Here is a 23,853-nt window from a genome sequence, read left to right as displayed (position 1 = left end):
AACCTTATCACCCAAAAAAAGCTATACAGGGGAAGCCCCAGGGCTTAAACCAAAGTATAACCTGAAGTATAAAAAGATGAACAACATAATAAAATCAATGGTAAGCGGTTTGGCAGGCGCCTGTGTGCTTACCCTTGTGCACGAGTCGGTGCGCCGTTTCGTACCCGATGCCCCGCGCATGGATGTACTGGGCATGCGCTCCATCTCCAAGCTGATGCGCATGGCGGACGAAGAGCCGCCGCAGGACCAGGAGGGGCTGCATACCATGGCACTGGCCGGCGATGTGCTTTCTAACTCACTGTACTATAGCCTGGCAGGTACTGGTATAAACGCTTGGTGGCGCGGTGCCATACTTGGTGTGGCAGCCGGTGCGGGTGCCGTGTTGCTGCCCGGCCCATTGGGTCTGGGTGAGGCCCCAAGCAACAGAACCACCCAAACACAGGCCATGACGGTAGGCTACTACCTGCTGGGTGGGTTGGTGGCCGCAGCGGTAGGATACGCCATCGCCAGCGACGAGGATTAAGTATAGCCAAGTATGAAACAGCAGCGGCAGACACTATAAAGTGCCTGCCGCTGCTGTTTCAGGGAAAGTATAAATTTACTGGCTGCCAGTCGGCGAAGTTGTGCCGCTGTTTCTAGTGGTGTCGTTCATATTTCCGGAGCCTGCGTTCTGGGCCGTATCCAGAGGGCTTATATTTTCCGTTGTCTCTGTGCCGCCTGCTGCATTGTTGCTCCTTCCGTCTACTGCGTTATTTGTTGTGCCGTCTGTTTCGACACCCGTTGTATTCTCCGAGGTGCAACTGTAGAGTCCCGTGCTTAGCAGCAGGCCCCCGGCAAGTATAAATGCATATTTCGTTTTCATGATACGTCAGTTTAAGTAAATGTATATGCTTGTGTTTTACGGGTATAGGCCCAAAAAGAACAGGACTTTGGAAGTATAAATGCTCACTATTCCGGCTGGTTGGCGCAACTGCAGAGCACTTCGCGTTTGGGCGTGGCCACCTGGTAATCCGGTAATGAGGGCTCCAGCATATACACCACGTCCAGGTGCTTTATCTGCTGCTGCGGGTGCGCCTCGTTCCAGCGGCGCATCAGGTAATTGCAGTAATAGGGTCGCATGTAGGAGTTGTGCACAAACAGGTAGTTCTCTGAGTACTTGCGCCAGCGGTCGTTCTTGAACAGCGACATCACTGAGGCTGGCTTTACGGTGTCTGCGGCTTTGCCTTGCTGGTTCAGGTCTATCACGGCGCCTTTGGCTGTGTTTCCTTCCAGCACATACCAGCCATCATCCTTGAAAACCGTAGGGGCAAACATGCCCCAATGCTGGTCTAAGCGAAGCACATAGCCAAACCAGCGGCTGCCATCCGGTATCTTAGGCGTGAGGGCAGTGCCGCTTAAGTTCCACCAGATGCAGTAAAACAGGGCGACCGCCACAAAGGCGTTCCGGAGCTGTGGCAACACATGGTTTGGCAGCAGCGGACGGTTCATGCGTACCTCCACCGAAAAGAAGTTAAGCCGGCGCAGGTGCCTGAGCGGATGCTTGAACGGACCTAAGCGTGTGCTGCGGAAGGAGCTGAATAGCCGCTTGTCCAGCCAATCCATGGCCGGAGGAGGTAACAGGCCGGTAACCGAGGCCAGGTTGATCAGGTAAAACAACCCAACGAACAGGGTAAGGCTGATACCGACATGGAAGCCTGCCAGTACCCCGACCACCACCAGCCGGAAAAAATTATTGTAGAACGGAATCAGCAGCAACAGCGGAAGCAGCAGCTCGGTGTAGTAGGAGAAGTGCGTCAGCGCCCTGAGCAGCTCAGGGTAAGGGTAAATCAGGCGGCCGCCCGGCATCAGGATCTGGTCCAGGCTCAGGGCATAGTAAAGCGCTGTGCCTTCGGTGGTCCACTCGGGTGAGTTCTTGAGCAGTGCCGTGGAGAAGTATACCAGGGCCACCTGCAGGATGTACGCAGCTGTGGCAATGCTAAAATACGTTGTTTTGATAGGGGCTACGCCAGCCTTTTCGGCCTGTACGGCATCCACTGAATAATACTTGCCCCACGGCAGAAACATGCCCCAGAACAGCAGCATCCGCAGGAGATCATCACCGCCCTGCGCGATCAGGGGGTTGCGGTTTTGCAGCGAAAGCAGCAGCAGCCAACTTATTACGGTGGCAACGCGGGTCTTGTAGCCCAGCAGCAGGCACAACGCCGCAATGGCTGCCACTGCAAACAGCACCAGTTGCACCTGCCATAAACCGCTCAGTGTGTGAAACGAGAAAAAATGCGGTAACCAAAGGTGCTGGTGCAGCACATGCAGCGGCAGTATCCCCATGTTGGAGTAGTGCGCCTCCATGTCAGATGCCCGGATGGAAAGGTCTGTAAGTATAATGCCGGCGAGCCATATCCGCATCACGGCCAATGCCCGCAGGTCTACGGTGAATACGTTGCGCAGGTATCTTTCCAGGTATTTCATCTGACGCTTCTATCGCTTAAAAACAGAAAGGCAAGCACCACCTGGTATTTGCCTTTCTGCTGTGATCTGTAACAGGGGTATACTACATAGTGGTGGTGCCGGTTGTGGTGCCGGACGTAGTGCCGCCAGTTGTCGTACCTGTGGTAGTTCCGGTTGTGGTACCTGTTGTTGTTCCGGTGGTCGTACCGGTTGTCGTACCCGTGGTAGTTCCGGTAGTTGTACCAGTCGTAGTACCAGTAGTCGTGCCTGTGGTGGTACCAGTAGTTGTGCCTGTAGTTGTACCAGTCGTCGTGCCTGTTGTCGTTCCGGTCGTGGTACCTGTGGTCATGCCAGTGGTAGTACCGGTTGTGGTAGTACCCGTAGTGGTTCCGGTTGTGGTTCCAGTCGTGGTTCCTTCCTCATAAGTGCCTGTGTCAGTACCTGTATCGTAATCCTCGGTTGTTTCCATTCCATCGGCGTCCGTTGTCGTGTCAGACGTGGAGCAGCCAAATGTAAGTGCGGCCACGGCAAAAGTAGCGGCACAAAAAGTAATAATATTCTTTTTCATAGCAATCAATTGTTAGTGTTTAAGGTATAAACTTAAGCAGTTTACGGACGGCCAAGAAAAAAGGCGAAGATATAGTGCAATTTTTTAGCCGTTTAACCTTTGTAAATAGCTATATAGCTAAAATTAGTACTAAAAAAGTGTGTATAAAATACACAGTCTGTCCGTATTTATCACATACCGGGAAAAGGCGCGGAGGGATGGCGCTAATTCGGCTGCTGCAGGTACTCGAGCCTTGCCTGCTCCAGCCCCGCAATTATCTGCTTCCGCTGCCGGCGCAGCTGCTCCACCACGTCCTGTCGCGTGAAAAACAAACGCAGCAGTACCCAGTGTGCTTGTGTGCGCTGCAGCATGTTCCAGTAGCCAAGCGTAAAGAAGCCACTGAGCGGCAGGCTGAACAGGTATAATACCAGCCCCACATCCGTTTCACTCAGCCAAACTGACAGCAGCCAGGCGCACAGCGCGTAGAAAAGCGGAAATGTGAACATGCCCACCGTCAGCATAACAGGCGCATGCCATTCCTCTTCCTTGGTGGCTGCCTGTGCTACTTTAGAGGGAATGGTGTAGGGCACGTAGTTGTGGAGCAGCCCGTAGAGGTACAGGGGCAGCCCTAGGGCCAGCAGGAGTACCCCGCCAATGCTTTGCCAGAACACCGCCTTGCTGCCTTTGCCCAACAGCGCATCCTGCAGGCGCAGGCGTTTTAGCTGCCGTTGGTAGCTGCCTATACTTTCCCGCAAGGCCGCCACCCGCTCCGGGGCCACCTGGCTGAAATGGTTAATACTTTTCACGATGGCTCGGGTCAGCAGGAAGTCGTGTTCATGGGCAGGCGCAGCAGTAGGTATCATGGCGGAAAGCTGCACCTTGTAGATGTCCTCAATTTGCCGCACCAGTTCATCTTCCGCGTCGGTGGGCGTATGTACCATGAGCGCCTCCAGCCGCTGCCGGATTTCTTCCGTTAGGGCCAGTACGGCTGCCGGGCCGTCGTCGCGATAGGCGGCGGCAAAGTCGGAGACAGCGATTGGCTCGCCCACATTTACGAACACATCACTGCGGAAGCGGGTAGGGGCGGAGTAGTTCAGGCCCACAGGCAGAATCCTGATGTTGAGTTCTGGACCATGCGCCGCTGCGGCACCAAGGGCAATGCGGGCAGCGCCGGTCTTTATTTTGCGCAGGCGGCGCTGGTTAAAGCTGTTGCCCTCCGGGAAGATAAGCAGTGTTTTGCCCTGCTGCAGCGCCTCGAAGCTGGCCGCAAAAGCCTCTTCGTTTTGGAGCGGCTGCCCGTGGTTATCCTCCGGGCGGCTGATGGGAATGAGGTGCATCTTGCGCAACAGCCAACGCTGCAAACCACTGCCGAAAACAGTGCTTTTGGCAATAAAGTATACTTGCTGGCGCAACAGCGATGCCGTCACAACCGGGTCCATGAACGTGTTGGGGTGGTTGCAAACTACCAGCAAAGGCCCTTCTGACGGCATCAGGTGGCGGTTTCGTGTCTCAAACCTCCTGAAAAACACCAGCAGGCCTAGGCGGTAAATAAACTTAAGCAGGGCGTAGAGCATAGCAGCTTCTTTTAATCAGGAGGATAGGATGGGGCTATTATCCTTCTCCACACAGTTTCTCTTCCATGTTGAAAGCCAGCCTTGCCGCAGCACATGTACAACACAGGCAGCAACGCCTTCCGGCACAGCAAGATAACAATTTACACTATAGTAGTATAGCTATGTTCACAAAACCTTTGCCTCTTTACAGGGTTGCTAATATGGGCGAAAGTCCGCCGGGCGGCAGGTTTCCTGTACTGCCAGGTTTATTCTTAAGAGCGCAAACATGAGCAAGCAAAAGATATTTTATGTGCATGATGCCCTGTGCGGCTGGTGTTACGGCATGAGCCCCGTGATTCAGCAGCTGTACAAGGAGCACGGGCAGGACTACGGTTTTGAAGTGATTAGCGGCGGCATGATCCGTGGCAACAATGTGCGCTCCATCAGCGGCATGGCCGATTATATCCGGCAGGCGGCGCCACGGCTGGAGCAGGTAACCGGTGCAAAGCTGAGTGAGGCCTACCAAAGCAAAATACTGGGCGAGGGCACCTACATCAGCAACTCTGTGCCTCCCGCCGTAGCGCTGGCCATACTAAAGGAGCAGCTCCCGGAGCAGCAGGTGCCTTTGGCGGCAGCTATTCAAAAGCTGCACTTTGAGGAGGCCAAAGACCTGAACGAGGTAGAGTCTTACCTGCCGGTGGTGCAGGCCTTAGGGGCAAACGAAGCTGACTTCAAACAGAAATTTACGGATGATGCCTATGAGGCGAAGGCCAGAAAAGAGTTTGAGCTGGTGGAGAGTTGGGGCATCAATGGCTTTCCGGCGGTGGTGTCGGAGGCAAACGGAAAGCTATACCTGGTGGCAAGAGGCTACCAGCCTATAGGGCAGCTGACGGCGGCGCTGGAGCGGGTGCAGAAAGAAGCGTTTGCGGGAGGAGCGTAAACGCTACACCGCCTTGGTTGCGGTAAGCCAGTCGTAGGCGGAGGTAAGGTCTTCAAACACCCTGGCCTCGAAAGGAAGCGGTTGCTCCTTGTTGCGTATAAAGTGCTGTAGCTGCTTGCCCGCAGAGGAGCTGAAGGACTTGATAATGGCAAAGCGCTGCAGCGGCAGTTTGCGGAAACTCTCCAGAAACACCTCAACAGTCCAGCGGGCATCCTCATCGGAGAGCGGGGGCAGCATGCGCCGATCGGAGATGGCATACTGAATGTTCCTGGTGTCTACATAGTGGATGAAGCGTTTCAGGGCCTCCCGGTACTGGGCACTGGTGCAGCCGCCATACCATTGACTCACGAGCACGTTATGTGCCGTGTAAAGTTCTAAATGCTGGTAAGGTGCCTCAAACAGTACCATAAGTGCCTTGGTTCTAAGACATAAACTATGATAATAATACTTTATTAATATCTAAAAAGCAAAGCATGTCACAACGTTCGTACTTAAAAATTACAGTATAGTAATATCACGCCTTTGCGGGCAGGGCACAAAGAGGCAGACCTCTCCTATAAATCCTGCGCACATGCCTAATCGCGCTGCACAGGGACACATTATTGGGGAGCACGCGGCTTATTTCGTGCGCAGGTTATTGGCGTTGCTGCCATCTAACTTACGCGTATCCTCTTCATTTCTGGCTGCCACGTTTCCGGCTTCCTCTTTGCCTTCAGGCTCTTTGTCAAAGCTGTCGACCTTCCTTTTCTTTATGCCGGTCAGTGGCTCAGGGTTGTCGTCGGGCAGGCGCCTGCTTTCATCCGAATTCGTTATAAAATCATCTTGTCTTGGTGTCATAGCCGAATAGTATAAGTTATACTTCTGTTTACGTATCCAGGTGGCTTTGTTGGCTTTTGCCGTGATTATAGTTTCTGCATTTAGTAAAGAGAAGTCATCAAATCAGACAAATGATGCGGTCAATAAAAGTTGGTAAAGGCATTGAAAATCAGAGTTAGGGTACTTTTTTATCTGAAAAGTAAAGTGTAGTTTACATAAAGGAAATAAAGTTGTACTTCTTGAAATGAGCATGTCCTATGAAGCAAGGGTTGATCGATATAAAAATGCTGCCTTACCGGTACAGGAAGATTGGATTTTGGATGCTGCTATCAGCGCTTCCAGTGGCTTTGGCACTTGTTGGCCTGTTGCTTGCAACGGGAAGTATAGCCGATCCGAGGGCTTTTTTCAGTGAGTGGAATTACTCGATCGTTTATTATCCGCTTATCGTGGCGCTGGCGCTGTTGGTTTTTTCGGAAGAGCGGCAGGAAGACGAGATGGTGCAGAGCCTTCGGTATAAGTCGTTAGTGAGTGGCGTGTATTTTCTGGTGGTTGCGCTGCTGTTGCTCCCGTTCTATGCCAACATTTATACTTTGATTATGGGCAAAAACAGCATTATGCCCGATGTAGGTGGTATGCTGGGCACCCTTCTGTTGCTGCTTGCCTACATTTATGGCTCCTTCCGGTACAACCTGCACTACATGCGCAAAAAATTGACTGCTGATGCGGAATAGCATTAAGGTGGAGCGCGCAAAAAAAGACATTACGCAGGAACAACTCGCCCAGGCCCTTGGGGTAAGCCGGCAGACCATCAACGCCATTGAGAAAAATAAATACCTGCCCTCCACGTTGCTGGCACTTAAAATGTCGGCCTTCTTTGGGGTGAGTGTAAACGAGCTGTTTATCTTGGAGGAAGAGGACTGACAGCCGTGTTTATACTTGCGTAGGCGGTGGTGGTCTGGTGGCTGCCTTCCGGCGCTGGTTTTAAATAAAACGGCGCGCTGGCCTTTTTTTCTTGTGGCCCCGAACATTTTCCGCTAACTTTGGGCAATTTATACATACCGCCCCAATGCCTAAAGACAACTCCATCAAATCCGTTCTCATCATAGGCTCTGGACCCATCATCATCGGCCAGGCCTGCGAATTCGACTATTCTGGCTCCCAGGCCGCCCGCTCGCTACGAGAGGAGGGAATAGAAGTGATCCTCATCAACTCCAACCCGGCTACCATCATGACGGACCCTGTTACGGCAGACCATGTGTACCTGAAGCCCCTGGAGAAGAAGTACATTATTGAGATTTTAGAAAAGCATAAGATTGATGCGGTGCTGCCTACTATGGGTGGCCAAACTGCCTTGAACCTTGCCATTGATTGTGATAAAGCCGGAATCTGGAAGAAGTACGGCGTTCGCATTATCGGGGTGGACATCAAAGCCATCGAGACGACAGAGGACAGAGAGGAGTTCCGCCTGAAAATGCTGGAGCTTGATGTGAACGTGTGTAAAGGCGAAACGGCTACCTCTTTTCTGGAAGGCAAAGAGATTGCTCAGGAAATAGGATTTCCGCTCGTAATCCGCCCATCGTTTACGCTGGGTGGCTACGGTGGTGGCTTTGTGAATACGCCGGAAGAGTTTGATGCCGCCCTGACCCGCGGGTTGCACGCATCGCCTACACACGAGGTGCTGATAGAGCAAAGCATTATGGGTTGGAAAGAGTACGAGTTGGAGCTGCTGCGCGACAACATCGGAAACGTCATCATCATCTGCTCCATTGAGAACTTCGACCCAATGGGCGTGCATACCGGAGACTCTATCACGGTGGCCCCAGCCATGACCCTGCCTGACACGGTGTACCAGCAAATGCGCGACCTGGCCATTAAAATGATGAATGGCATTGGACAGTTTGCCGGTGGCTGTAACGTACAGTTTTCCGTGAGCCCGGAGGATGACACCATTATCGCCATCGAAATCAACCCGCGCGTTTCCCGTTCTTCTGCCCTGGCCTCCAAAGCCACTGGTTATCCAATTGCAAAGGTTGCCGCAAAGCTGGCCATTGGTTACAATTTGGATGAACTGAAAAACGCTATCACCAAAACTACATCTGCCTACTTTGAGCCGGCACTGGACTATGTTATCGTGAAGATACCGCGCTGGAACTTCGATAAGTTTCCGGGTGTGAACCGCACGCTTGGTCTGCAGATGAAGTCGGTGGGTGAGGTGATGGGCATTGGCCGCACCTTCCAAGAAGCGCTGCAGAAGGCCTGCCAGAGTCTGGAGATAAAGCGCAACGGCATCGGTGCTGATGGCAAAGAGAAAACAGATTACAACGAGTTAGTAGATAGCCTGAAGAACCCAAGCTGGAACCGTTTGTTCAGCATTAAAGATGCTATGCGCATCGGCATCCCGACCAGCACCATCCAAAAGCTGACCAAAATTGACCCGTGGTTCCTGGCTCAGATCGAGGAGCTGGACCAGATGGAGAAGGAGATCGAGAAGTATAACCTGGCCACTATTCCGGCTGATTTGCTGCGGGAGGCCAAAGTGAAAGGCTACGCCGACCGCCAGATAGCGCACCTGCTGCGTTGCAAGGAAAGTGAAGTGCACAGCGTGCGCACCGAATTGGGCATCAAGCGCGTGTTCAAAATGGTAGATACCTGCGCGGCCGAATTTGAAGCGAACACGCCCTACTACTACAGCACCTTTGAGGGCGAGAACGAGAGTATCGTTACAGACAGGAAGAAAGTGGTGGTGCTAGGGTCTGGTCCGAACCGCATTGGGCAGGGCATTGAGTTCGACTACAGCTGTGTGCACGGCGTGCTGGCTGCAAGAGAGTGCGGCTACGAGACGATCATGATCAACTGCAACCCTGAAACGGTTTCCACAGATTTCGATATCTCTGATAAACTGTACTTCGAGCCGGTGTTCTGGGAGCATATCTACGATATTATCCTGCACGAGAAGCCGGAAGGTGTGATTGTGCAGTTGGGTGGGCAGACAGCCCTGAAGCTGGCGGAGAAACTGGATCGCTACGGCATCAAGATTTTCGGCACCAGCTACCAGGCTTTGGACTTGGCTGAAGACCGTGGTTCCTTCTCCTCACTACTGCGCGACCTGAGCATTCCGTACCCGCCATTTGCGGTAATCGAGACGGCAGAGGAGGCGCTGGAGCTGTGCAAGGAGCTTAAGTTTCCGCTGCTGGTGCGCCCTAGCTACGTGCTGGGTGGCCAGAACATGAAGATCGTGATTAACGAGAAAGAACTGGAAGCCCACGTGATTGACCTGCTGAAGGACCACCCGGGCAACAAAGTGCTGCTCGACCACTTCCTCGACAACGCCATCGAAGCTGAGGCGGATGCTATCTGCGACGGAAAGGATGTGCACATCTGCGGCATCATGGAGCACATCGAGCCTGCTGGTATCCACTCCGGCGACTCATACGCGGTGCTGCCTCCGTTCGATTTAAGCGAGAACGTGATGAACCAGATAGAGGAGTACACTAAGAAGATCGCGGTGGCTCTGCAAACGGTTGGGGTGATTAACATCCAATTCGCTATCAAGAACGAAACGGTATACATTATTGAGGCCAACCCGCGCGCCTCGCGTACCTTCCCGTTCATTGCCAAGGCATACAGGGAGCCGTACATCAACTACGCCACCAAGATTATGCTGGGCGAGAAGAAAGTGAAGGATTTTGTGTTTAACCCGTACAAGCACGGCTACGCTATCAAGGTGCCGGTGTTCTCTTACAACAAGTTTCCAGAGGTAAACAAGGAGCTTGGGCCGGAAATGAAATCCACCGGGGAAGCCATCTACTTTATCGACGACCTGCAGGACGATTACTTTACCAAAGTATACTCCGAGCGGAACCTGTACCTGAGTAGGTAATACAAGTCTACTTATTAAAATATAAGCCTCTCCTGTTCGTTCAGGAGAGGCTTTTTGTTTCGATCAGATTTGAGGTGCGGATGTAAAACAGGTGCTTGGGTCTGGGCTGATATTCCAGGAGCGGCTTGTAATTGAGCAGCTTATTTCCGTAGTTTTGCCAGCTAAAGCGAAGCAGGCGCCGTATTGCTAAGGCAGCCTCTGGTGCAAGATTTTATACTTGCTCCTCAACATTTAACATTCAAAATTTTTAAACTCATACGTATGCGTTTTTCTGTGGCTTTTATGCACCGTTTGTGCTTTTTTATGCTGCTGGCCCTGGTGGCTGGTTGCACGGCGCCGCGTGCAGTAATTAACTCGGGCAAGGTAACGGCACCGGGCAAGTTCAAGGCAGGCGTGAACTTTGGCGGCAACATCGCTACGGAGCCTATAGGTCAGCTCGATGATATTACTAAAGCCGCCGTAGATGCCATCGCCAAGAAAGACTCGGTATACTTCGACGCTCAGATAGAGACAGCCACGCGGGCACTTTTGGCCTATGCCTTAGACCCGGTTGGCCCCACTTTTGATTTTTACCTGCGCTATGGCGTGGCCCCGCGGGTGGATGTGGGCTACAAGTTTGCCTCGGGCGTGCACGTGTTCGATGCGCAGTACCAGTTCCTGGGTCCGACAGGAACGCCGGATAGCCGGGGTGCAGGAGCCGTGAACGGGGCTTGGTACGGCAGCGTGGGCCTGCAGTATGCCGGCCAGAGCTCTGATTGGGCTGATAAGCTCTTTTTGGATAAGCTGCAGCCCATACTTCAGTTCACCGCGAAGCGACGTGATTACACAATCCCGCTTATCTTCAGTAAGTCGCTGGGGGTAGAGGAGGAGAACGGTAGCATTGCCTTTGGTGCCGTGTACAACCACACCAACATTACGTATGGCTTTGAGCCCGGCAGGCTTTTCGAGCGAATCGGAAGCGATGTAGAGAAAATTGATGCCTTGATGGAAAAGAACAGTTTTGGCTCCTACGGCTTCTTCGTGAACGCCAAACTGGGCATCAAGTATGTGTACATTCTGCCAGCCATCACCATCTACTACCAGAACTACGGCGACTACAAACTCCTCAATAACACCAGCTACAGCTACTCCGGCTTAACGTTTATTCCGTCTATCGGCATCCAGGCCAGCTTTGGCAAAGGAAGGTAAAAGGAGTGCTGAGTTAGGAGTCCTGAGTTGTGGGAGGTGTAGGAGCTGTGTAATTGTCAGAATCAGAATTGAAGGTGTTTTTAGATGGACGGGATGGAGCAAGGGCTTAGCTTGCGTAGCGTTGTCATCTAACTACTTCTAGCCCCTAGCTATTTTTAGGAAGTGAATTATCGGCAGTTGTGCAAACATCCCCCTACCCCCTTCAAAGGGGGACTTGGCTTTAGTTGCATAGGTACCGCTTTAGCTAACTGAACAGATTTCAGTCCTTGGGTTGAGCGCCTATGCGAGTTTTTCGGTCCCGCGCTAGCGGGATTGCGAAGCGAAGCGAGCAAAGAAAAGCTCCCAGCGCGATGCCCGATGACGAGGCCCCGCGGCCGTGAGCGCTCCAAAGCCAGAAATGAAACGATTGGTATCTGGGAACTGGAGGATGAACAGTAGCTAGAAAGTATAGCCTGGCTGAAGTTGCGAAAGCAGTGGAAAAGCAAGTATGGCTGCAACAAGTATAGCCACCGCTGTGCAAGTATGGCTTTGCAAGCCAGTCGAGTTACAAACCCGACACCATAGTAAGACACAACTCTAAAGTCTTGCGCCAGTACACGAAGTATGATTGCAGTTGGCAACGGCAGTTTAAGGCAGAGTTCGATAGATGAACGGCAGCAGTTAGGAGTACAGCATAGGCAATACGTTTTCCCTAAACGCACTTTCGGAACTAACCCCTGCAAACCTGCATTTAAAAACTATACTCCTTATCTTTGCATCACCCGCCAAAAAGTCAGGTAACAAAAGGCTGGCAAAGGAGTTGATAATAGGAGGATAGGTACTGTTTTTGCAGTGTACCACTCAGATACAAACTAGCATCATGATCAAATTCATATTCGTCACTATACTTATCATTTTCTTTATCCGTCTGGTGGCACCTGTGCTGTTGCGATGGCTTTTGGCTGCATTTATTAAAAAGAAAGTGCGCAACGGCTCCTTCTTCTACACCAACATGAACCAGCAGCGCCAGCAGCAGCAGTACCAGGAAGACGGCGATGGCAGGAAGGCAGAAGGCAAGGTGAAGATCGACTATATTCCGGAGCAGCCGAACCGCAAAGGCTTCGATGGCGGCGAGTACGTAGAGTATGAAGAAGTAAAATAAAACTGCTATCTTTCACCCTCTATTTATTGAGGTTTTTGAAAGATATGACACCTTCCTTCGATTTTAAGCGTAATGTGCTCCCGCACGTTATAGCAGTAGTTGTTTTTATGATCCTGACGGCGGTATACTTCTCGCCGGTTTTGTTTGAAGATAAGGCCCTGGCACAGCACGATATCCTGCAGTTTAAGGGCGGCGCCAAGGAGATACAGGATTTCCGGGAGCGCACCGGCGAAGAGGCCCTCTGGACTAACTCCATGTTCGGCGGCATGCCGGCTTACCTAATCAACACCCATTTTCCAGGCGATTGGTCTGGTTACATCCACAAAGTTCTGACGTTTAACCTGCCGGCTTTGGCAGGAAATATCTTCATCACCTTAATCTGCGCCTATATTTTGCTGGTAGCCATGGGCATGAGCACCTGGCTGGCCATTGTGGGCGCTGTGGCTTTCTCCTTCACCTCCTATAACCTGATTATCCTGGAGGCGGGGCATAACACGAAGTCGCTAACCATTGCCTATATCCCGATGGTGCTGGCTGGCCTGATCTATGCGCTGCGCAGGAACCTCTGGATCGGGGCGGCACTTTTTGCCGTGGGCCTGACGATGAACCTGCACTTCAACCACCTGCAGATGACGTACTACATGCTGCTGCTGGTGCTCATCTTTGGAGTGGTGGAAATTATCTATGCCATCAAGCACGGCACGTTTGCGGAGCTGTTTAAGCGGGGCCTGGTGCTATTGGTGGCGGCTGTTCTGGCGGTAGGCGTTAACTTCGGACGTCTTTATACCACGGCTGAATATACCGAGCACAGCATCCGGGGCAAGTCTGAGCTGACGCAGCCAAACAGCGGCGAGAACGTGGGCAACGGCCTGGACCGTGAATATGCCTTTAACTGGAGCTACGGTGTGGGCGAAACCATCACCCTGCTTATTCCTGATTTTTACGGCGGCAGCAGCTCCGCACCGCTCGATACCGACTCCGAAACTTATAATGCTTTCCTGAACATGGGCGCAGCGCCGGCACAGGCTGAGCAGATCGTAAGCCAGGGCCTGCCGCTGTACTGGGGGCCGCAGCCCATGACGAGCGGACCAGTGTACGTGGGCGCCATTGTATGCTTTCTGTTTGTGCTGGGCCTGTTCATAGTGGACCGCCGCTGGACGAGCTGGCTGGTGGCGGGTACCATACTTTCCATTGTGCTGGCCTGGGGTAAGAATTTTGAGTCCTTCAACTACTTCATGTTTGATTACTTCCCGCTTTACAACAAGTTCCGGGCGGTATCGTCAGCCTTGGTGATTGCCCAGATCACGATGCCATTCCTGGCCTTGCTGGCCCTCTGGAAGTTGCTAAGCGAGCGTGACCTGATCAAAGACCTAGACAAGAAACTGCTTATTTCCGGCGGTATCACCGCGGGCATCTGTGCGCTGGTGTGGTTGTTTGCTGGCACCTTCGGCTTTGCATCCAACACCGACCAGCAGCTGATTCAGGCGCAGTTCCCGATCGATGCAATCCGCGCCGACCGCGAAAGCATGATGCGCTCCGATGCCTTCCGCTCGCTTGTGTTTATCGTGCTGGCGGCCGGTTTGCTGTACTTCTACCTGAAAAACAAAGTGTCTGCCACGCTGGCCATTGCCGGTATGGGACTGCTGATACTAGTGGACCTGTGGGCGGTGGACAAGCGCTACCTGAACAACGGCGATTTCCAGCGCCAGGTGGTGGCCAACTACTTCCAGCCAACGCAGGCCGACCAGATGATCCTGCAGGATACGAGCAATTACCGTGTCATCAACCTGCCGAACCCGTTTAACGATGCACGCACGTCTTACTACCACAAGTCAGTGGGTGGCTACCACGGTGCTAAAATGCGCCGCTACCAGGATTTGATCGACCGCCACATCTCACGCAACAACCTGGAGGTGCTCCGTATGCTCAACACCAAGTATGCCATCACGGGCAACCCGCAGCAGCCGGTGCAGCGTGTACCGGACCCGCTCGGAAACGCTTGGTTTGTAGAGGAAGTGAAGCCGGTGCAGTCGGCAGATGAGGAACTGAATGCTCTGACCATTTTTGACGCTGGTGCAACCGCTGTGGTGGATGTGACCAAGTTCCCGATTGAGCGCCGCAACTACGTGGCCGATAACGGCAGCATCAAACTGGTAACGTATGAGCCAAATTACCTGAAGTACGAGTACGAGGCTGCACAGGAAGGGCTGGCGGTATTCTCCGAGATCTACTATGCCGATGGCTGGCAAGCATACCTAGATGGGGAGCCGGTAGACCATATCCGTGCAAACTACGTATTGCGCGCCATGGAAGTGCCTGCAGGCAAGCACACAATTGAGTTCAGGTTTGCACCAAAGTCTTATACCTTGGGCAACACTATCTCCCTAATCTCTTCCATCCTGCTGTTATTGGTGGTAATTGGCGCTATTTACTACGGCGTGAAGAAGAAGCCAACCGAGGTGCCGATCGTAGCGAAAGTGTAAGGTAGTACTGAGTTCTGAGTCGCGGGTTCTGAGTTGGGAAGATATGGGCTCTTTTTTGTCATCCTGAAAGGATCTTGGTGGGGAGCGGTAAAAATAGTATAAGCTAGCGCTTCTAAGTTCGCCACCAAGATCTTTCCAAGATGACAGTGAGTAAGGACGAAAGAACTTTCCCTCTTTCTGATTCCCCTCCTCGGAGGGGCAGGGGTAGGTTTCTCCTACCAGCACAAAATATAAACCGAATCAAAACAAGTATAAACAGAGCCTCAGCAGTTGCTGGGGCTTCTTTTTGAAGTACAATGAAAGCACCCTTACAGAAGCTGGAGGATGGTTTGCTGCAGGAGCAGGGTGTAACGCTGTGGGTAAAGCGGGAGGATTTGCTGCACCCGCAGATATCGGGTAATAAATGGCGCAAACTCAAGTATAACCTGCAGGAGGCAGGGCAGCAGGGCCATCATTCCTTGCTCACCTTTGGCGGCGCTTACTCCAACCACATCGCCGCCACGGCAGCGGCAGGCAAAGAATACGGCTTCCATACGATAGGCATTATCCGCGGAGAGGAACACCTGCCGCTCAACCCTACCCTCAGCTTTGCCACCTCCTGTGGTATGCAACTGCACTACATCAGCCGCGAAGAGTACAGGCACAAATCTGATCCTGCTTTTCTGGACGAACTGCAGGAGAAGTATGGCAAGGCATACTTACTGCCAGAGGGTGGTACCAATCTGCTCGCGGTAAAAGGCTGCACGGAGATTGTGGCGGATATGCCTGTAGCTTTCAGCCACATCTGCTGCGCCATGGGCACCGGGGGTACGCTTGCCGGTATTGTGGCTGGTCTGGCTGGCGACAAAGCCATACTTGGTTTCCCGGCTCTAAAGGGTGGCGATTTTCTGCGGCAGGAGGTGGAGGAACTGGTGCAGGCCTACTGCGGAAAAAGCTACAGCAACTGGCAACTTGTCACGCAGTACCACTTTGGCGGTTATGCCAAAGTAAAGCCTGAGCTGCTACACTTTATGCAGCAGTTTAAGGAGCAGCATCATATTCAGTTGGAGCCCATTTACACCGGTAAAATGATGTACGGCCTCTTCGATCTGATCAGGCAGGGCCACTTTCCGCGGGGCAGCCGTATTGTGGCAGTGCACACAGGCGGCTTGCAGGGCAACGCTGGTTTTGCGCAGCGGCTGGGGGTGCAGGTGTAAGTGTTTTTGTAGCATAATATTTGCAACACCGTATCTGTACCTACATCAGCTAACGCACACATGCCCCTGTTCCGTCTTATACTTAAGCTCCTTCCCTGGATTCTTCTTATCGCGCTCGGCGTTTTTCTGTGGCGCTCTTTCGGCGACTTTTTCAGTGATAAAGAGAAGCAGGCACCGGAGGTGGTGGTGAACTACAACACGGTACTTACCTCTGTCGAGGATTTAGGCAAGATGGAGCTGGTGCGCTATAATTTTAAGGATGTGGTGGAGTACCAGAAAAACGTATCGAAATGGGTGCCGGATTCCAAGATTGCTCTGATTGTTTCCGGCGAGGCGGTGGGTTGTGTGGACTTCGCCAAGATTACGCAGGCAGACATAGAATTTCAGGGCGATACCCTGGTGCAGGTGGCGCTGCCGGAGCCGGAGATCTGCTACTACAAAGTAGACCACAGCCAATCGAAGGTGTTCAGCAAAGAGAATACATATTTCCAGGATGCAGCACTGGTGGAGGAGGCTTTCCGGTATGCCGAGAACAATGTGAAGCGGGCGGCTATGAACTCTGGTATCCTGAAGCAGACGCAGGTAAACGCCGAGAAAATACTGAAGCCGATTTTAGAGGAAGTGACCGGCCGCCGCGTGGTGCTCGTGCAGCAGCGGCGCATTCAGAATCCCCAGCTGCCACCAAAGCGGTAGGGCTGCTATTTGCTTAATGTAACTGCCCTGGTTGTTGTTTCAAAAGTATCACCGTTGTTAAGGTGATATATGATTTTAAACTTCTGCTCGCTCGTAACCTCCTGTGGCTCTTCCTTAAATTTTATTTCAAAGCTTCTGTCTACCACTCCCTCCTTATTTTCTTCGATATATCGAGCTAGTGGGTAAAACTCGTTGTAGTCCTCAATGAAGTGAGTCCAATTGTTTAGAAGCACAATGTTGTTGATAGTGTCGTTTGCCTTATAATTCTGGTTGTAGTCATTGAGCGTAACAACAAATAAGGTGTCTACCCCTGCTTTGGAGCCTTCACTACCACTTTCTATGCAGCTTAAGGCATACAAGTTAGCTCCTCCACTTCTACTTTCTTTTTTTGAAGCATGGTATTCCACATCAAATACAACTCTGATGAAGTACTCGTTCCAGTTGACGGGTTCAGATTCATCTATCGGCGCCCAAGGGTTCGAGCGTGTATTTGTAAATATAAGATTAACCGATTTTACGTCCTGAATCTTAAAGTATGGAAAGTAAGGGCCACAACTATATTCTTCTTCGCAAGAGAACAGTAAGGTTGAGAACACAAAGAATACAGTGAGAATCGGTTTTAATCCTTTCATATTGTTGATAGATAAAAGTCAATACTTGGTAATTAAAAAACCACTGGTCTTACATTCCTGATAAGGGCGACTTACTTTCTATGCCTGCTCCAGCTCAAAAACTGTTATCTCAGGCCGCACATTAAAACGAACTTGCCACAAATGCCCAACAGCTCTGTTAACATAAAGCGTTCTGCCGTCTTTCAGGTCGATCTCGCCTTGTGAATAAGCTGTGTTTTTAACAGGTAACAGCGGAGCCTTTAAAAACGGAGGCTTGCATTGGCCACCATGTGTGTGGCCAGACAAGATCCACCCTTCATAGCCATTCCATACGTCCAGGTCGCATACATCCGGATTATGACACAGCACCAGGTTTGCTTTTACGCTGTCATAGTTGTCCATCACGTTTTTGGGAGCAAAGTTCAGCGCCCAATAGTCGTCAAAGCCAATAATGTTGAGGCCCTCCATTTCTTGTTGGCTATTCTTCAGCATGCTTATTCCTGCCTTTTCTAACAGTGCTGATATCTCGTCGGCAACGGATTGTTCAGCCCAGTCTTTTCCATAGTCATGGTTGCCGAGTATGCCTACTGTTCCCAGTTTCCCTGTTACAGCGTGTTTCAAAACTTCGCCTAATTGCGCAAACTGCTTTTCATCTTCGTAGTTCACATAGTCGCCTGTGTAAACCACGAAATCAGGATTGAAATTTTTAGCCTTCTCAAACGATTCAATAATGTAGCTGTAGTCAAAGCGGTTGCCCACATGCACATCGCTTATCTGCATGAGCGTTTTGCCAACCAACTTATCTGGTAAATTCCTGATTGGCATTTTCTTGTGGACAAACTCCAGCCAAAAGGGCTCAACTTGCCACGTGTAGAGTCCGCTTAAAACACCAATGCCAGCTACACCCCAAAGCGTTCGGTTTATAAATTTTCGTCTGTCCATTCTGATTGATTTTTACCGTACTTGTGTAAACGACGACGAGGCCGTCGGCCTCGCCGTCGTTTACACAAGTACGGTAGCTGTTGTTGTTCTTCACTCTACTATACCATGCACTTTGAATGAAGTAGAAGCCTTCTGATTGCTTATAATAAGTGTTCCCTCATGTAGAGAGCTGTAATCATTTATACTCTTAACCCTTTTAGTTTTCAATATTGCCGTATATCCGTCGCCTTGAAATTTCTCTTTTATAAATCCGTCTGTTAAGTCCTCTTTTGTTGACCTTTCCATATAGATATATTCGCTCTGGTTCATCAGGCTGATAAAAGAGGTTTTACTTGCACTGATAACAAAGATGTGTTTCTTCTTGTCGAGGGAGGTTGTATCATATGTATAATAGTTTCCTCCTCCGTCTATTTTTATTCGAGGGTTTTTTATGTAATTAAGCTTGATTCTTGATTGGATAGGCTGCTGAGGCTGGAAAGCTTTATTTTTTGTTTCTTCAGGATTCAACCACTGAAAAATAGCTACAATGTATATTAGAAGTAGATTCATATTATATCAATTACAGCTAACTACCAGATAAACACAAACATAAGTTTATTAGCACCGTGTATGTAGAAGAATATTAATAAATCTACATTATTCTATTTATCCAAGGCACATAAAATTAATCTTTCTCTTCCAGCCCCTTTAATGCATCCTGAATCAGGTCGTTCTCATACCCTTTGCCCATCAGAAAATGGCTTAGCTTCTGGCGGCGGATGAAGGGGTTTTTCTCCTTTTCAGTGGCGTTTTTCTTTTCCAGCAGGTGCAGCAGGTTTTGCTCGTATACGTCCAGGTCGATCTCTTTCAGGCCCTGTTTGATGCAGTAATCAGAGATGCCCTTGCCCTTGAGGCCCTGCGTGATCTTGCGGCGTCCCCACTTCTTCAGGCCATACTTGCCGCGCACGTAGCTTTGAGCGTAACGCTCCTCGTCAATCAGCTTTTCCTGGCTCAGGCGAACGATCAGCTCCTCCACATCGTCGGGCTCCAAACCGTAGGAGTACAGTTTATCGCGCACCTCCTGCTGGGTGCGGTCTTGGTAGGCGCAGTAGGAGGCAGCTTTTATCAAGGCTTCTTTGGGAGTATAAAATTTCTGTTTCTTCTGTCGATCCAAAGTATAAAGTTGATGTGTTGTACTAAAACATACGGCAGCCTGGCAGAGTTCTGTGTTTAAAGCGGTAGAAGATTTAGAAGTTAAAGACTTCAATATAAAGTAAGCGAAAATCCTGTACATCCTTCTTTCGTCTTCCAAATCCTTATTCAGACTATTAGTAAACCAGCAGCAAATCATAGACCTTTGCCGTGAATATAAAAAGCATGAAGTTATCAAAAGGGGTTATTTACATGCTGCTGTCCACGTTTTTCTTTGCGTTGATGCAGGTGTGTGTGAAGTGGGTGCCGCATATTCCGGCAGAGGAAATCATTGTGTTCCGGTGCGTTATTTCATTGGGGATCAGTTGGGCATTTCTGCGGAAAGCGGGCGTGAGCGTGTGGGGCAACAACCGAAAGCTGTTGCTTGCACGCGGGACTGTCGGGGCGGTCGCCTTGATTTTATTCTTCAACGTGCTACAGAATTTACCGCTGGCCACAGCCGCCACGCTGCAGTACCTTTCCCCGATTTTCACGGCCATTCTGGGCATATTTATTGTGAAGGAGCGGATACGGGCCTGGCAGTGGGTGTTCTTCCTGATTTCGTTTGCCGGCGTGCTGGTGATTGAGGGCGTGGAAACCAACGTGGACACGTTATACCTGTGGCTGGGCGTGCTGAGCGCCGTGTTTGCGGGCGTGGCATATTCTATTGTCCGGAAGCTGAATGTGCGGGAGCATCCGCTGGTGATCATCTTTTACTTTCCGCTCGTAACGCTGCCGGTGGTGGGCGTTTACACGATCTTTAACTGGGTGCAGCCGGTGGGCTGGGAGTGGGCCATGCTGCTGCTGGTGGGCCTGTTCACGCAACTGGGCCAGTACTACATGACCTTATCTTACCAGCACGAGGAAATATCAAAAGTGGCGAACCTCACCTACATCGGCATCATTTATGCGCTGATCTTCGGGTTCGTGTTCTTCGGCGAGTTGCTCCACTTCTGGACGTACCTGGGCATGGGACTGGTGCTGCTGGGCGTGCTGCTGAACGTACAGTACAAAAATCATCTCACCCGCAAAGCAACCATGGCAGCGGTAAACGACTCTGAAGAAGTATAAACCGCTGCCTGATGTCACTTAAAGTATAAAAAGCAGTATTTGGTGCTGAAGGATTGCGGTTTCATTTGTAAATTAGGTCTGATTCTCCCCTACAAACTCATCTTACATGCGCCACCACCTCCTGCTTTTATTGCTCTTGCTCCTTTCGCTTTCCACCCAGGCGGGCACACTGCGCGGCCGCGTAACCGACGAGAACGGAAAAGGCCTTCCTTTCGCCAGCATCTACATAAAAGAAACGGCTAGTGGCACCGGCACCAACGACCAGGGCCTGTACCAACTGCAGCTTAGCCCCGGCACCTATACCCTCGAATTCAAGTATGTGGGCTATCGTGCCCAAACCGAGACGGTAACCATTGGCGAGGGCACGCAGGAGCTGAATGTGCAGCTGCAGCCGGAGGTGCTCAACCTGAAAGAAGTAGTTGTGCGGGCAGCGGACGAGGACCCGGCCTATACCATCATGCGCAACGCCATCCGGCTGCGCAAGTACCACCAGAACGAGGTGAATGCCTGGAGCGCCCGCGTGTACATGAAAAGCGTGGCCCGCATGGACAAAGTGCCGCCAAAGGTGCTGGGCATAAAGGTGGTGGATGTGGACACAGGCATTGTGTACCTGTCGGAGTCGGTGTCGGAGCTGGCGTTTAAAAAGCCTAATAAAATTCATGAGCGGATGATCTCGAGCAAGGTGAGCGGCCAGAAGAGGGGCTTCAGCTTTAACCAAGCCTCCGAGATGAATGTCAGTTTTTACGATAACCTGCTGAAGGTACAGGGCCTGAGCGAGCGTGGCTTTGTGTCGCCGCTGGCCAGCAACGCGCTGTTCTACTACCGCTTCGAGTACATGGGCGCGTTTGAGGAGAATGGCCGTACCATTAACAAAATAAAAGTGATTCCGCGCCGCAAGAACGACCCCGTTTTCTCGGGCAGTATTTACATAGTAGACGGTACATGGCGCATCCACAGCACCGACCTGAAGCTGACCAAAGACGCAGGTATTGAGTTTGTGGATTGGATACGCGTGCGGCAGGTGTATGCCCCTGTATTGGAGCATGTGTGGATGCCGGTGCAGCAGCGCTTCACGTTCGAGGGAGCGGGGCTGGGCTTCAGGGGCGGCGGCTATGCCATGGGCGTGTACTCCAAGTATAAAGTGCAGCCTGCCTACGCCCGTCCGCCCAAGCTGGAGGAGGTGGAGCCGGAGCCTGCCACAGAAACTGTGGTGGCCGAAGCCAAGCCTGCCAAACGACCTACTTTTAAGTTGATAGAGCCAGAGGCGGCCGCACCGGCGGAACAGCCTGTGGTGAGCGACAAGCTATTCAGCAAAGAGGTACTGCTGGTGGAGAAGGGCTCCAACGAGCGCGATTCTGCCTATTGGGCTGAGATACGTCCGGTGCCGCTGACGCAGCAGGAGGTGGTGGATTATCAGAAAAAGGACAGCCTGGAGGTGATCAAGAACTCAAAGCCCTACCAGGACTCGCTCGATGCGGTGCGCAACGTGCCCTCCTTCGGCTCCTTTCTGCTGGGCGGCTATACTTACTCCAACAGCTACGCGCGCAAATTCTACCGCTTCGACCCGGTGGTAAGCCTGACGGGCGGCCCCAGTATTTTACAGTACAACACAGTGGAGGGCGTGGCCGCTGATGTGCGGGTAGAGTACCTGCGACGGTTCGAGGACCGCCGGGCCTATACCATTGAGCCCGCCGTGCGCTATGGCTTCAGCAACAACAAGCTCAACGCCAAACTGAAAATGGGCTACCATTTCAATCCTTTTAAGAACAGCTACGTGAGTGTGGAAGGCGGGCGCTACGTGCAGCAGATCAACAACCTGGAGCCTATCTCCCCTTTCGTGAACACGCTGTATACCCTGCTGGCCGAGCGAAACTACCTGAAGCTGTACCAGCGCGACTTCGGACAGGTAAGCCTCCGCTCGGAGATCGTGAACGGCATCAATTTTATCGGTTCCGTAAACTATGCCCACCGCATGCCGCTGCAGAACACCGCTGATTTTACTCTGAAAGAAAGAGGAAAGGACGAGGCAAGCACCTTCACGCCCAATGTGCCTGTAAACGCTGAGTTGGCCGATGCTGCCTTCATGCCGCACGAGGCGCTTATCCTTTCAGCCGCCCTGCAGTTCAGGCCCGGCCTGCGCTACATGACGCGCCCCGACGACAAGATCAACTTAGGAAGCAAGTATCCCACATTTGCGCTGAGCTACCGTGGGGCCTTTAAGGCATTTGGGGGAGATGTGCAGTACAATACGGCTGCCCTAAGTATAAGCGACGAGGTGAGCTTTGGCTTGCTGGGCCGCAGCAAGTATAACGCCATCAGCGGCATTTTCTGGGGTAAGGAGGACATGCGCCTGCTGGATTACAAGCACTTTAACGGCAACCGTACCATTGTGGCAGGCGTGTACAATGGCTTTCAGTTGCTCGACTATTACCGCTACAGCACCAACAACGCCTATGTAGAGGCGCACTACGAGCACCATTTCAATGGCTTCCTGTTCAACAAGATACCGCTGTTCCGCAAGCTGAAGTGGCAGGAGGTGGTAAGCCTGAACTACCTCAACACGCAGCAATCCGGCAATTACCTGGAACTTGGGCTGGGCGTGGAGCACATCTTCAAAGTGTTTCGGGTAGATTTCGTGACTTCCTTTCAGGAGGGCAACAGGGCCCGGACGGGCATCATGATCGGCTTTGGGTTTTAAGTAATTTGTTTTGTCCTATTTCGAGATTCTTGTGGCTGATAACTTATTAACGCGCAGGCCGTTAAAAATAGCACTAGAACTAATGATAAATGAGACATGAAAACGACAGCATATATACTTAAATCAGGATTGGCCGTGGCATTTGCCGCAGTGGTAGGCTTTGGCTGCAACGGCGAGCGACCAGCTTCTAACCCAACCGACGACACCAGCACCTCGGAAGCCATTGTGGAAATGACGGATGCAGAGCACCTGAACGAGCCACGCCCTTCTACCATCGGTGATTCTGCCGAAACAGGGGAGCAGGCTGATTATTTTGGAGAAATGAACTCTAACGTGGATACGGCAGCCCGCCGTTTGCACCAGCAGAATATAGAGAAGCAGCTGAAGGAGAACCCTAACCAGCGCCCTAAAATTACAACTCCTGCTAATCGCCAGATAGACGGACAGTAGGAAGTTAGCAAAGTAAAAAAGCCTCGCCA

General features: G+C 51.6%; 23 protein-coding genes. 13 read left to right on the top strand and 10 right to left on the bottom strand.

The features are described from left to right. The first annotated feature begins 76 nt into the window (after positions 1 to 76). Entirely contained in the window at positions 77 to 523 is a 447-nt protein-coding gene (locus A0W33_RS06710; protein ID WP_068837441.1) for a hypothetical protein, read from the top strand. 75 nt (positions 524 to 598) lie between these two features. Here A0W33_RS06710 and A0W33_RS06705 read toward each other — a convergent pair whose 3' ends face one another. From A0W33_RS06705 to A0W33_RS06690, 4 genes are all read right to left on the bottom strand, one after another. Beyond that, positions 599 to 862: a hypothetical protein gene (locus A0W33_RS06705; protein ID WP_068837440.1), complete on the bottom strand. Its 264-nt coding sequence runs from the start codon at positions 860 to 862 to the stop codon at positions 599 to 601. 86 nt (positions 863 to 948) lie between these two features. Then, positions 949 to 2,466 (bottom strand): HTTM domain-containing protein, encoded by a 1,518-nt coding sequence (locus A0W33_RS06700; protein ID WP_068837439.1) that lies wholly within the window; start codon positions 2,464 to 2,466, stop codon positions 949 to 951. 82 nt (positions 2,467 to 2,548) lie between these two features. Next, positions 2,549 to 3,013, bottom strand: coding sequence for a hypothetical protein (locus tag A0W33_RS21140; RefSeq protein WP_175537482.1), 465 nt, complete (start codon positions 3,011 to 3,013; stop codon positions 2,549 to 2,551). Positions 3,014 to 3,216: 203 nt separating this feature from the next. Continuing rightward, positions 3,217 to 4,566 (bottom strand): lysophospholipid acyltransferase family protein, encoded by a 1,350-nt coding sequence (locus A0W33_RS06690; RefSeq protein ID WP_068837438.1) that lies wholly within the window; start codon positions 4,564 to 4,566, stop codon positions 3,217 to 3,219. Between the two features lie 265 nt (positions 4,567 to 4,831). On the opposite strand from A0W33_RS06690, the gene A0W33_RS06685 reads away from it, so the two are divergent. Then, positions 4,832 to 5,485, top strand: a complete 654-nt coding sequence (locus tag A0W33_RS06685; protein WP_068837437.1) for a DsbA family protein — start codon at positions 4,832 to 4,834, stop codon at positions 5,483 to 5,485. A 3-nt stretch (positions 5,486 to 5,488) separates the two neighbouring features. Here A0W33_RS06685 and A0W33_RS06680 read toward each other — a convergent pair whose 3' ends face one another. Then, complete coding sequence (locus A0W33_RS06680; protein ID WP_068837436.1) at positions 5,489 to 5,893, bottom strand: hypothetical protein; 405 nt, start codon at positions 5,891 to 5,893, stop codon at positions 5,489 to 5,491. A 210-nt stretch (positions 5,894 to 6,103) separates the two neighbouring features. After that, positions 6,104 to 6,322, bottom strand: a complete 219-nt coding sequence (locus tag A0W33_RS06675) for a hypothetical protein (protein WP_068837435.1) — start codon at positions 6,320 to 6,322, stop codon at positions 6,104 to 6,106. Positions 6,323 to 6,558: 236 nt separating this feature from the next. On the opposite strand from A0W33_RS06675, the gene A0W33_RS06670 reads away from it, so the two are divergent. The 8 genes from A0W33_RS06670 to A0W33_RS06635 all read left to right on the top strand — a co-directional run bounded on the left by A0W33_RS06670 (position 6,559) and on the right by A0W33_RS06635 (position 16,882). Next, entirely contained in the window at positions 6,559 to 7,032 is a 474-nt protein-coding gene (locus tag A0W33_RS06670) for a hypothetical protein (protein WP_068837434.1), read from the top strand. Beyond that, positions 7,022 to 7,222, top strand: coding sequence for a helix-turn-helix transcriptional regulator (locus A0W33_RS06665; RefSeq protein ID WP_068837433.1), 201 nt, complete (start codon positions 7,022 to 7,024; stop codon positions 7,220 to 7,222). Before A0W33_RS06670 ends, A0W33_RS06665 begins: the two co-directional genes overlap by 11 nt. A gap of 145 nt (positions 7,223 to 7,367) precedes the next feature. Further along, positions 7,368 to 10,181 carry a carbamoyl-phosphate synthase large subunit gene (gene carB, locus A0W33_RS06660; RefSeq protein ID WP_068837432.1) on the top strand — a complete coding sequence of 938 codons (2,814 nt, stop codon included), beginning with the start codon at positions 7,368 to 7,370 and terminating at the stop codon, positions 10,179 to 10,181. Between the two features lie 261 nt (positions 10,182 to 10,442). Beyond that, on the top strand, positions 10,443 to 11,369 hold the full coding sequence (locus A0W33_RS06655; protein ID WP_068837431.1) for a hypothetical protein: 927 nt from the start codon (positions 10,443 to 10,445) through the stop codon (positions 11,367 to 11,369). 859 nt (positions 11,370 to 12,228) lie between these two features. Beyond that, positions 12,229 to 12,510 carry a DUF4834 family protein gene (locus tag A0W33_RS06650; protein ID WP_068837430.1) on the top strand — a complete coding sequence of 94 codons (282 nt, stop codon included), beginning with the start codon at positions 12,229 to 12,231 and terminating at the stop codon, positions 12,508 to 12,510. A 44-nt stretch (positions 12,511 to 12,554) separates the two neighbouring features. After that, positions 12,555 to 14,993 (top strand): YfhO family protein, encoded by a 2,439-nt coding sequence (locus tag A0W33_RS06645; RefSeq protein ID WP_068837429.1) that lies wholly within the window; start codon positions 12,555 to 12,557, stop codon positions 14,991 to 14,993. 296 nt (positions 14,994 to 15,289) lie between these two features. After that, on the top strand, positions 15,290 to 16,189 hold the full coding sequence (locus A0W33_RS06640; protein ID WP_068837428.1) for a 1-aminocyclopropane-1-carboxylate deaminase/D-cysteine desulfhydrase: 900 nt from the start codon (positions 15,290 to 15,292) through the stop codon (positions 16,187 to 16,189). A gap of 60 nt (positions 16,190 to 16,249) precedes the next feature. After that, positions 16,250 to 16,882, top strand: coding sequence for a DUF4230 domain-containing protein (locus A0W33_RS06635; protein WP_068837427.1), 633 nt, complete (start codon positions 16,250 to 16,252; stop codon positions 16,880 to 16,882). Between the two features lie 5 nt (positions 16,883 to 16,887). On the opposite strand, the gene A0W33_RS06630 is transcribed toward A0W33_RS06635, so the two are convergent. From A0W33_RS06630 to A0W33_RS06615, 4 genes are all read right to left on the bottom strand, one after another. Further along, entirely contained in the window at positions 16,888 to 17,514 is a 627-nt protein-coding gene (locus A0W33_RS06630) for a hypothetical protein (protein WP_068837426.1), read from the bottom strand. A gap of 78 nt (positions 17,515 to 17,592) precedes the next feature. Further along, positions 17,593 to 18,435 carry a metallophosphoesterase gene (locus A0W33_RS06625; protein WP_068837425.1) on the bottom strand — a complete coding sequence of 281 codons (843 nt, stop codon included), beginning with the start codon at positions 18,433 to 18,435 and terminating at the stop codon, positions 17,593 to 17,595. 90 nt (positions 18,436 to 18,525) lie between these two features. Then, positions 18,526 to 18,984: a hypothetical protein gene (locus tag A0W33_RS06620; RefSeq protein ID WP_068837424.1), complete on the bottom strand. Its 459-nt coding sequence runs from the start codon at positions 18,982 to 18,984 to the stop codon at positions 18,526 to 18,528. Positions 18,985 to 19,099: 115 nt separating this feature from the next. Then, a complete protein-coding gene (locus A0W33_RS06615) occupies positions 19,100 to 19,588 on the bottom strand; it encodes a regulatory protein RecX (protein WP_068837423.1) in 489 nt (162 codons plus the stop codon). A 203-nt stretch (positions 19,589 to 19,791) separates the two neighbouring features. Between A0W33_RS06615 and A0W33_RS06610 the strand changes: the two genes are divergently transcribed. The 3 genes from A0W33_RS06610 (at position 19,792) to A0W33_RS06600 (ending at position 23,824) form a co-directional block, all read left to right on the top strand. Further along, positions 19,792 to 20,676: a DMT family transporter gene (locus tag A0W33_RS06610; RefSeq protein WP_229802110.1), complete on the top strand. Its 885-nt coding sequence runs from the start codon at positions 19,792 to 19,794 to the stop codon at positions 20,674 to 20,676. 106 nt (positions 20,677 to 20,782) lie between these two features. Continuing rightward, on the top strand, positions 20,783 to 23,374 hold the full coding sequence (locus A0W33_RS06605) for a DUF5686 and carboxypeptidase regulatory-like domain-containing protein (RefSeq protein WP_068837422.1): 2,592 nt from the start codon (positions 20,783 to 20,785) through the stop codon (positions 23,372 to 23,374). A 96-nt stretch (positions 23,375 to 23,470) separates the two neighbouring features. Next, positions 23,471 to 23,824: a hypothetical protein gene (locus tag A0W33_RS06600; protein WP_068837421.1), complete on the top strand. Its 354-nt coding sequence runs from the start codon at positions 23,471 to 23,473 to the stop codon at positions 23,822 to 23,824. The last annotated feature ends 29 nt before the right edge of the window (positions 23,825 to 23,853 follow it).

The sequence above is a fragment of the Pontibacter akesuensis genome (assembly GCF_001611675.1).
Taxonomy (GTDB): Bacteria; Bacteroidota; Bacteroidia; order Cytophagales; family Hymenobacteraceae; genus Pontibacter; species Pontibacter akesuensis.
Note: the sequence above shows the minus strand (reverse complement) of the source record. Positions and strands in the feature narration are given on the sequence as shown.